The organism is Flavobacterium sp. AJR, from assembly GCF_002156885.1.
Taxonomy (GTDB): domain Bacteria; phylum Bacteroidota; class Bacteroidia; order Flavobacteriales; family Flavobacteriaceae; genus Flavobacterium.
The window spans coordinates 1-8,189 of the sequence record NZ_NCWQ01000129.1 but is presented as its reverse complement, the minus strand read 5'-3'; the positions used below and the strand labels follow the sequence as shown (position 1 = coordinate 8,189).

Annotated in this window: 6 protein-coding genes and 1 tRNA gene; 4 read left to right on the top strand and 3 right to left on the bottom strand. The window is 29.0% G+C overall.

Annotated features, from left to right (window positions below):
• Positions 1 to 64 precede the first annotated feature (64 nt).
• On the bottom strand, positions 65 to 298 hold the full coding sequence (locus B8T70_RS22175; RefSeq protein ID WP_086896258.1) for a putative signal transducing protein: 234 nt from the start codon (positions 296 to 298) through the stop codon (positions 65 to 67).
• A gap of 197 nt (positions 299 to 495) precedes the next feature.
• On the opposite strand from B8T70_RS22175, the gene rnr reads away from it, so the two are divergent.
• From rnr to B8T70_RS22160, 3 genes are read left to right on the top strand one after another with little or no spacing between them, the layout of a single operon-like run.
• Positions 496 to 2,676 carry a ribonuclease R gene (gene rnr / locus B8T70_RS22170; protein ID WP_039113298.1) on the top strand — a complete coding sequence of 727 codons (2,181 nt, stop codon included), beginning with the start codon at positions 496 to 498 and terminating at the stop codon, positions 2,674 to 2,676.
• 25 nt (positions 2,677 to 2,701) lie between these two features.
• On the top strand, positions 2,702 to 3,373 hold the full coding sequence (locus tag B8T70_RS22165) for a head GIN domain-containing protein (RefSeq protein WP_039113297.1): 672 nt from the start codon (positions 2,702 to 2,704) through the stop codon (positions 3,371 to 3,373).
• Between the two features lie 17 nt (positions 3,374 to 3,390).
• A complete protein-coding gene (locus B8T70_RS22160) occupies positions 3,391 to 4,068 on the top strand; it encodes a LysE family translocator (protein ID WP_039113295.1) in 678 nt (225 codons plus the stop codon).
• 205 nt (positions 4,069 to 4,273) lie between these two features.
• On the opposite strand, the gene B8T70_RS24000 is transcribed toward B8T70_RS22160, so the two are convergent.
• Together B8T70_RS24000 and folB are read right to left on the bottom strand one after the other, a co-directional pair.
• Positions 4,274 to 4,344: transfer RNA gene (locus B8T70_RS24000), tRNA-Cys, on the bottom strand.
• Positions 4,345 to 4,434: 90 nt separating this feature from the next.
• The gene (folB, locus tag B8T70_RS22155) at positions 4,435 to 4,797 is read right to left on the bottom strand and encodes a dihydroneopterin aldolase (protein ID WP_086896257.1); all 363 of its coding nucleotides are present in this window, start codon (positions 4,795 to 4,797) and stop codon (positions 4,435 to 4,437) included.
• A gap of 75 nt (positions 4,798 to 4,872) precedes the next feature.
• Between folB and B8T70_RS22150 the strand changes: the two genes are divergently transcribed.
• Positions 4,873 to 7,317, top strand: a complete 2,445-nt coding sequence (locus B8T70_RS22150; RefSeq protein ID WP_242667543.1) for a glutamine--tRNA ligase/YqeY domain fusion protein — start codon at positions 4,873 to 4,875, stop codon at positions 7,315 to 7,317.
• Positions 7,318 to 8,189 lie beyond the last annotated feature (872 nt).

Genomic DNA, 8,189 nt, shown 5'->3' with positions numbered 1-8,189 from the left:
ATATATATAATATATGTTGACAACTTTGAAAATTTAAAAAGAAAAAAAATTTGAGAATTTGAATTTATACGATTGAAAGTGGATTATTGAGGTTGTCAAGAATTTCCTGAACTCTTTCGAAATCCTCTGGATGAACGTTGAGTTTGATCCCGCCCAAAGCTGCTGAGTAAAAAGGAGCCACTGATAAGGTCATTTCGTTCTCCAGGTAGTATGGAATGTCATCTTGTTCTAGTAAGTGTTTTAGAACGACTGTTTCGTGCAGATAATTGAATGTAGCAATAGTTTTAAAGCTTTCCATAAAGGTCTTTTCGTAAAGATACGAAATGAGCATTACTAAAAATTTGTAGCTAACAGTAATTTAAGTATGCTAATTACAAATGACCTTTGAAAATCAATAAATGTCTCCCTTTGAAAGTTATATTTTTAATAAAATGTACCCTAAAAAGTATTATCTGATATCTTCTTTGTAATTTTAAACCTTATAAGAAAAGATATATGAGTAAGAAAATTAGAAAACCGATAAAGAATGAGAAAGATTTCTCAAGTAAGATTATAAAAATTTTATCGCAACATGCTAATAAACCATTTAATTACAAACAAATAGGAGCGAAGCTCGAACTAGACGATACTAAAAGTCGTAACCAAATTATAAAAGATTTAAAGATTCTGGCTTCTCAAAATAAGATTGTAGAATCAGAACCAGGTAAATATTTAATCAAAGCAATTAGTCAGGATTATTACGAAGGTACGATTGATATGACAAGTCGTAAAACAGCATATTTTATTTGTCCTGATTTTACTGAAGATGTTTTTATCCCCACAAATAATTTAAATCGTGCACTAGATAAAGATAAAGTAAAAGTTTACGTTTATAATAGAAGAAAAGGGAAACGTCCTGAAGGAGAAGTAATTGAAGTAATTGAAAGAAATAAAACTGACTTTGTTGGAGTTATTGACATTCAGAACAACTTCGCTTTTGTTTCTACTGCAAATCCTAAAATGTACACTGATATTTTTATTCCAAAAGATAAAATAGGTGAGGCACAAAATGGTGATGTTGTTTTAGTTACGATAGAAGATTGGCCAAAAAGAGCTGATAGTCCGTTTGGATCAGTAGTTAAAGTTTTAGGAAAACCTGGAGAACACGATACTGAGATTCATGCTATTCTGGCTGAATACGGTTTACCATCAGATTTCCCAGTAGAAGTAGAGGTTTATGCACAAAAAATAGATACATCTATACAAGAAAGCGAAATTGCTAAACGTCGTGATATGCGTGATACGCTTACGTTTACGATAGATCCAAAAGATGCAAAAGATTTTGATGATGCCTTATCTTTCAAGAAATTAGAAAACGGAAATTACGAGATAGGTATTCATATTGCCGATGTTTCGTATTATCTGGAGGAAGGAACTATCCTTGATGATGAAGCTTATCAACGTGCAACATCAGTATATTTAGTCGATAGAGTAGTACCAATGCTTCCTGAAGTGTTATCTAACTTTGCATGTTCATTACGACCTAACGAAGAGAAATATACTTTCTCGGCAGTTTTTGAAGTATCAGAAAATGCACAAGTTATTAACCAATGGTTTGGTAGAACAGTAATATACTCTGATCAGCGATTTGCTTACGAAGAAGCACAATATATTATTGAAACAAAAGATAATACAATTCCAGAAGAAACTTCTATTACAGGAAGTTCTTATGTAGTTTCGGACGAAATTGTAAATGCAACTTTAAAACTGGATGAATTAGCAAAGATTTTAAGAAAGAAAAGAATGGCCAATGGAGCTATTTCTTTTGATAAAGTCGAAGTTAAATTTGATTTGAATGCCGAAGGAGAACCAGAAGGAGTTTATTTTAAAGTTTCGAAAGATGCCAACCATTTAATCGAAGAGTTTATGCTTTTGGCAAACAGAAAAGTTGCCGAATACATTGGTAAACAAAAGAAAACATTTGTTTATAGAATTCACGATGAACCAAATGAAGATAAATTAATAGCCATGCAATCGGTTATTGCTAAGTTTGGTTACAAGATAGATTTCCGAAATAAAGGAGATATATCTAAATCATTAAATGCTTTAATGGAAGAAGTTAATGGTAAAAAAGAACAAAACTTAATTGATACTCTTGCTATTAGAAGTATGAGTAAAGCCAAATATTCGACAGATAATATTGGTCATTATGGTTTAGCTTTTGATTATTATAGCCATTTTACCTCACCAATACGTCGTTATCCAGATGTTATGGTACATAGATTATTGCAGTATTATCTAGACGGAGGAAAATCTGTAGATGAAGAAACATACGAAACCAAGTGTTTACATTGTTCAAATATGGAAGGTTTAGCTACAAATGCTGAGCGTGATAGTATTAAATACATGCAGGTTAAATACATGCAAGATCATAGAGATGAAGAATTCTTGGGTGTTATTTCTGGAGTTACAGAATGGGGAATTTATGTTGAAATTGTTTCTAATAAATGCGAAGGTATGGTAAGAATCAGAGAGATAAAAGATGACTATTATACATTTGATGAAAAACAATATGCGCTTGTTGGAGCTACTTCAGATAAGATATTACAATTAGGCGATGAGATTTACGTTAAAGTTAAAAATGCCGATTTAGTTAAAAAACAATTAGATTTTCATTTTTTAAGAAGAGCAGAATAAACAGTAAAAATTTAAAAGGGAAAACATGAAAAAGATTTTGATTGGAGTTGCAATTTTATTTGTACAAATGTCATTTGGTCAGGTAACCAAAAGTTTAGGGGATTTTGATAAAGTGAAAGTATTCGATAAATTGAGTATTACATTAATTGAAAGTTCAGAAAACAAGATAGTTATAAAAGGAAAAAGAGAAAGTGAAGTAGAAGTTGTTAATAAAAACGGAGAACTAAAACTAAGAATGCCTTTTCCTAAATTAATGTCAGGAGATGATGTTTCTATCCAGCTTTATTACAAACGTATCGAAAGCATTGATGTAAGCGAAGGAAGTATTGTTTCTAGTAAAGAAACTTTCAAGCAAACAACAATTGATTTAAACTCTAAAGAAGGAGGAGAAATCAATGTAATTTTAGATGTTGATAATGCCAAAGTAAGAGCTGTTTCTGGAGGAATTATAAAAGTATCTGGAGATGCTAAAACACAAGTTGCTAATTTAGGTTCAGGAGGAATTCTTAGAGCAAGAACATTACATACCTCACAAACGACAATAAACGTTTCTGCGGGAGGAAATGCTGAAATCTATGCTACTACCTTAGTTGATGCAAAAGTTAACGCTGGAGGCTATATTTACATCTATGGTAAACCTAAACAAATTAACCAAAAAACGGTTCTGGGCGGTAAGATTGAAGAGAAAGAAGAATAAATCGAAATTGTATTTTAATGATAAATGATATTTTAGCAGGGATTCCATGGGGAGTATTTTTAAGCTTTATGGTAGGCCCAGTATTTTTTATATTACTTGAAACAAGTATTACCAAAGGTTTTAGAGCTGCATTAGTTTTTGATTTAGGTGTAATTCTAGGAGATATTTTCTTTATAGCTATAGCTTATTTAGGAAGTTATAGATTAATTAAAAGTTTACAAGATAAACCAGCTCTTTTCATTTTTGGTGGTATAATCATGTTAGCTTATGGTATTATTTCGTTTGTACAACTCAAGAAAGAGGAGAAAATAAATGACGAAGAAATAGACCGTGATATTATCAAAAGAAACTACGGAAGTCTTTTTGTAAAAGGGTTTTTCCTAAACGTTATTAACATTGGAGTTCTTGGTTTTTGGGTTGCGATCATTATTTCAATCGGTCCAAAATTAGAAATGCAAACTTCTAGAATGATGACATTTTTTGTTACAGTAGTAGTAACTTATCTTGTTATAGATTGTATTAAAATTGTTTTAGCAAAGCAATTAAAGTCTAAGATGACACCATCTAATATTCTTAAAATTAAAAAAGGAATAAGTGTTGTTCTAATGATTTTTGGTTTTGTTTTAATTATTCAAGGATGGTTTCCAAAAGAAAAAGAAATGGTTAAACATGCTTTTGAGAAGATAGAAAAGTAATTGTTAATAACTACAAAGTATAGTTTTAAACCTCTCATTATGAGAGGTTTTTTTATGTTTAAAAGCTTTGAAACTCTTTATTAAAGTTCAAAAATTTTACAAAGATAATTACACTCTCATATAAGACTTCAACTCCATTAAGTCTGACATAAAGCAGTAAAAATTAAGCACAAAAAAAAGAGACACATTTCTGTATCTCTTTTTGAGGCATCGTCCGGATTCGAACCGGAGTAGGAGCTTTTGCAGAGCCCAGCCTAGCCGCTCGGCCACGACGCCATTGTTGAACGGATGGCAAAAGTAACCATAATCTTTAAATTTTAAAAACTTAAAGCCAACTATTTTTAAAAATTATTAAAAGAAATAATTTTACTTCTTTCTAGTTTCTTTCATTCTAATTGTAACCGACTCAACATCACCACCAATAGGAGGATTAATTTTAGAAACCTCTACTATTGTTTTTGTGATCATCGGAATCTCATCTAGTACTCTTGTAATGATTCTTTTGGCAACATGTTCTAATAATTTAGATCTAATTGCCATTTCTTCTTCCACAATTTTGTTTAAATGTACATAATCAACAGTATCGGCAAGATGATCAGACTCGGCAGATTTTCTTAAATTGGCATGAATTTCTAAATTCACTTCATAGTCAGATCCAATTTTTCCTTCTTCAATTAAACATCCGTGGTAAGAAAAAGTACGAATATTTTTTAGTTTAATAATTCCCATTTTGTATTTTTTATCAAAAATAGTGATTTATTAATAATTTTTTTAAAGTTATCTTTGCATTACAAATATATGATTATGAACATCGACTTAGAAGAATTAATAAAAGATAGTAGTTTAATAAAAAATAATTCAGTTGAAATTGACAGATTATTTTTAGAAAAATTTATTATAAGCTTTGGACCTCAAATTTTTAATAAAAAAAATTATAGTATTAAAGATTTAAATTCTCAATTAGCTTTGAATGAGGTTATTAATAATTCATTTTTTAAAAAAATATTTAATAATGATAGTGGTAAACAAATAAAATTTAAAGAATATTTAGATTCTTTTTTGAAAGAAAACAATCAAGACAATAAATTTATACTATATTATTTTATTTATGATAAACTAAATAAAGAAAGTGAAAAAGAAGAAAAATCACTAAATTTTATTGAACAAATCATAGAAGAAGATTTAAAATCAGGTCTATCAAAAAATAAACTTCATTTTCGTTTTCCACCAGAACCAAATGGTTATTTACATATTGGTCACGCAAGTTCTATTGCTTTAAATTTTGGATTAGGACTTGATTATCAATCTCCTGTGAATTTACGTTTTGATGATACTAATCCTGAAAAGGAAGAACAAGAATTTGTTGATGCAATAAAAAATGATGTTGAATGGTTAGGTTATACTTGGTCAGAAGAGCGTTATGCATCCGATTATTTTCAACAATTATATGATTGGGCAGTTTTATTAATTAAAAAAGATAAAGCTTATGTTGATAGTCAATCTTCTGAAGATATGGCTATTCAAAAAGGAACACCATCTACAACAGGTACAGATAGCCCATATAGAAATCGTTCTGTAGAAGAGAATCTAGACTTATTCGAAAGAATGAGAAATGGAGAATTTGAGGCTGGAACTCATATTTTGCGTGCAAAAATAGACATGAAATCTACCAATATGTTGATGCGTGACCCTATTATGTACAGAATTTTACATAAAGAACATCATAGAACAGGAGATGCCTGGAAAATTTATCCAATGTACGATTGGGCACATGGACAAAGTGATTATCTAGAAGGTATTTCACACTCATTTTGTACACTAGAATTTTTGCCACACCGTGAATTATACGATTGGTTTTTAGACCAAATTATAGATGATAATAAACTACGTCCTAAGCAAAGAGAATTTGCAAGACGTAATCTTTCGCATACAGTTGTAAGTAAAAGAAAATTGCAACAACTAGTTAAAGAACACCATGTTAATGGTTGGGATGATCCAAGAATGTCAACAATTTCTGGATTAAGAAGAAGAGGTTATACTGCTGCTTCATTACGTAATTTTGCTAATTCTACAGGTATTGCAAAACGTGATAATTTAATAAGTGTATCCGTTTTAGAGTTTTGTATTCGTGAAGATTTAAACAAAATTGCACCTCGTGTAATGGCTGTTTTAGATCCTGTAAAATTGGTAATTACTAATTATCCTGAAGGAAAAGAAGAGTTGCTTGACGCAGAAAATAACCAGGAAGATGATACAGCTGGATTCAGAAAAGTACCATTTTCAAGAGAATTATATATAGAAAGAGAAGACTTTCTGGAAGAAGCTCCTGCTAAATTTTTCCGTTTAACATTAGGAAAAGAAGTACGTCTTAAAAATGCTTATATCATTAAGGGAGAAAGTGTTATAAAAGATGCTGAAGGAAATATTACAGAAATTCATGTTACTTATGATACTGATTCTTTAAGTGGAAGTGGAAGTGAAGCAAGCCAACGCAAAGTATCTGGAACGTTACACTGGGTTTCGATTGCTCATGCAGTAGAAGCAGAAGTTCGTTTGTACGATCGTTTGTTTATAGATGAAGCTCCAGATAGTCATAAAGAGAAAAATTTCTTAGATTTTGTAAATCCAAATTCATTAGAAATAGTTACTGGATTTGTAGAACCAAGTTTAGCAACAGCTCAAAATGAAGATAAATTTCAATTTCAACGTTTAGGTTATTTTACTGTTGATAAAGATTCAACTCCTTCAAAATTAGTGTTTAACAAGACTGTTGGACTTAAAGATGCTTGGGAAGAAAAAGGTAAAAAAGAAGAAAATAGCATTAATAATTCTTTAAAAGACATCAATAAATATTTTAAAGTTGAAACTAAACCGGAACGTTTGGCTATTGAAAAAGCAATAGGGGAAACCATTGCAACTATTTCTAGTTTCTCTTTATTACAAAATTCTTTCAAAAAGAATATTAACAATAATAAGAGTTCTTTGTTGTTTGCTAACTTTATTTTGAAATTTTCAAATTTAAAATCTTCTGACTTTGATGCCGAAGAAATCAAAAAGTTTTATACTATGTCTTTACGAAGCGAATCTACTTATGTTCGTTCGAAAGCACTTTTGAATTTAAGAGATAAAGAATCAGATTCTGATTTTGTAAATCAGTTTGAAGAAGAAATTCAGAAATTATATTCAAATCCTCCAAAAAATGCTTCCGATAGAGAAAAGGAACTTTTGGAAGAAATGTTAAAAAAATAATATCAATTTTAGTTATCGAAAAGCGCTTTTTATAAGCGCTTTTTTATTATTTATAATTTCTATTAAAAAGTAAAATTTAATAGTTTTATTAGATTAAAATTAACCTCCATAAATTGATTTTAAGACGTTTTTAATAATCAGTCAGTATAATTATCATTTTTATAAAAATAATTAATTAGCGTTGTTTATTTTAGTTTTAGACTTAATTTTAAGATGATTTTGTCGTTGTTAACATCTAAATGTTTATAAGTATAGGATCTTTACAATTCTGATACATTTTACACGATATTCAATTCAATTTATCACTTAGCTACTGTTTTACAATTTTGATTTTACAATTTCATGTTTTGAAATCATTTTGACAAATCAAAAAATAATTCTCCCAACTTTAAAAATAGGATGAAAATTAATTATCAATTTTATTTATGTAATTGTTTATTATATATTGTTTTATCTATTATTTGTATTAGTTATTGTTTTGAAATTTTATATAGTTTTTATAGATTAAAATCAGCTTTCATATATTAATTTTAAGACGTTTTTAATATTAAGATAACTCTATTATTGGTTTTGTAAAAATAATTCAATAGCGCTCTTTATTTTAATTTTAGACCTGATTTTAAGATGATTTTCTCGTTGTTAACATAGAAATGTTTATAAGTACATATCCTTTCCAATTTTCATACATTTCAGTCGATTTATAATTCAATTTTTTACGGAGTAAGTATTTTACTTTTTGGATTTAAAAAAAATTGGTTTTCTAAGATTATTTCGATCCCTCTAAAAATACAATTCTACTAACTAGAAAATTTCATTGCATAATTAGTATGAAAACAATATATCAGTTTTAATTATATTAAAAAATATTATTT

What these genes read in the sequence shown, in the direction of transcription:
- B8T70_RS22175 (WP_086896258.1), bottom strand. Translation starts at nt 298, where the DNA reads ATGGAAAGCTTTAAAACTATTGCTACATTCAATTATCTGCACGAAACA.
- rnr (WP_039113298.1), top strand. Translation starts at nt 496, where the DNA reads ATGAGTAAGAAAATTAGAAAACCGATAAAGAATGAGAAAGATTTCTCA.
- folB (WP_086896257.1), bottom strand. Translation starts at nt 4,797, where the DNA reads ATGGGAATTATTAAACTAAAAAATATTCGTACTTTTTCTTACCACGGA.
- B8T70_RS22165 (WP_039113297.1), top strand. Translation starts at nt 2,702, where the DNA reads ATGAAAAAGATTTTGATTGGAGTTGCAATTTTATTTGTACAAATGTCA.
- B8T70_RS22150 (WP_242667543.1), top strand. Translation starts at nt 4,873, where the DNA reads ATGAACATCGACTTAGAAGAATTAATAAAAGATAGTAGTTTAATAAAA.
- B8T70_RS22160 (WP_039113295.1), top strand. Translation starts at nt 3,391, where the DNA reads ATGATAAATGATATTTTAGCAGGGATTCCATGGGGAGTATTTTTAAGC.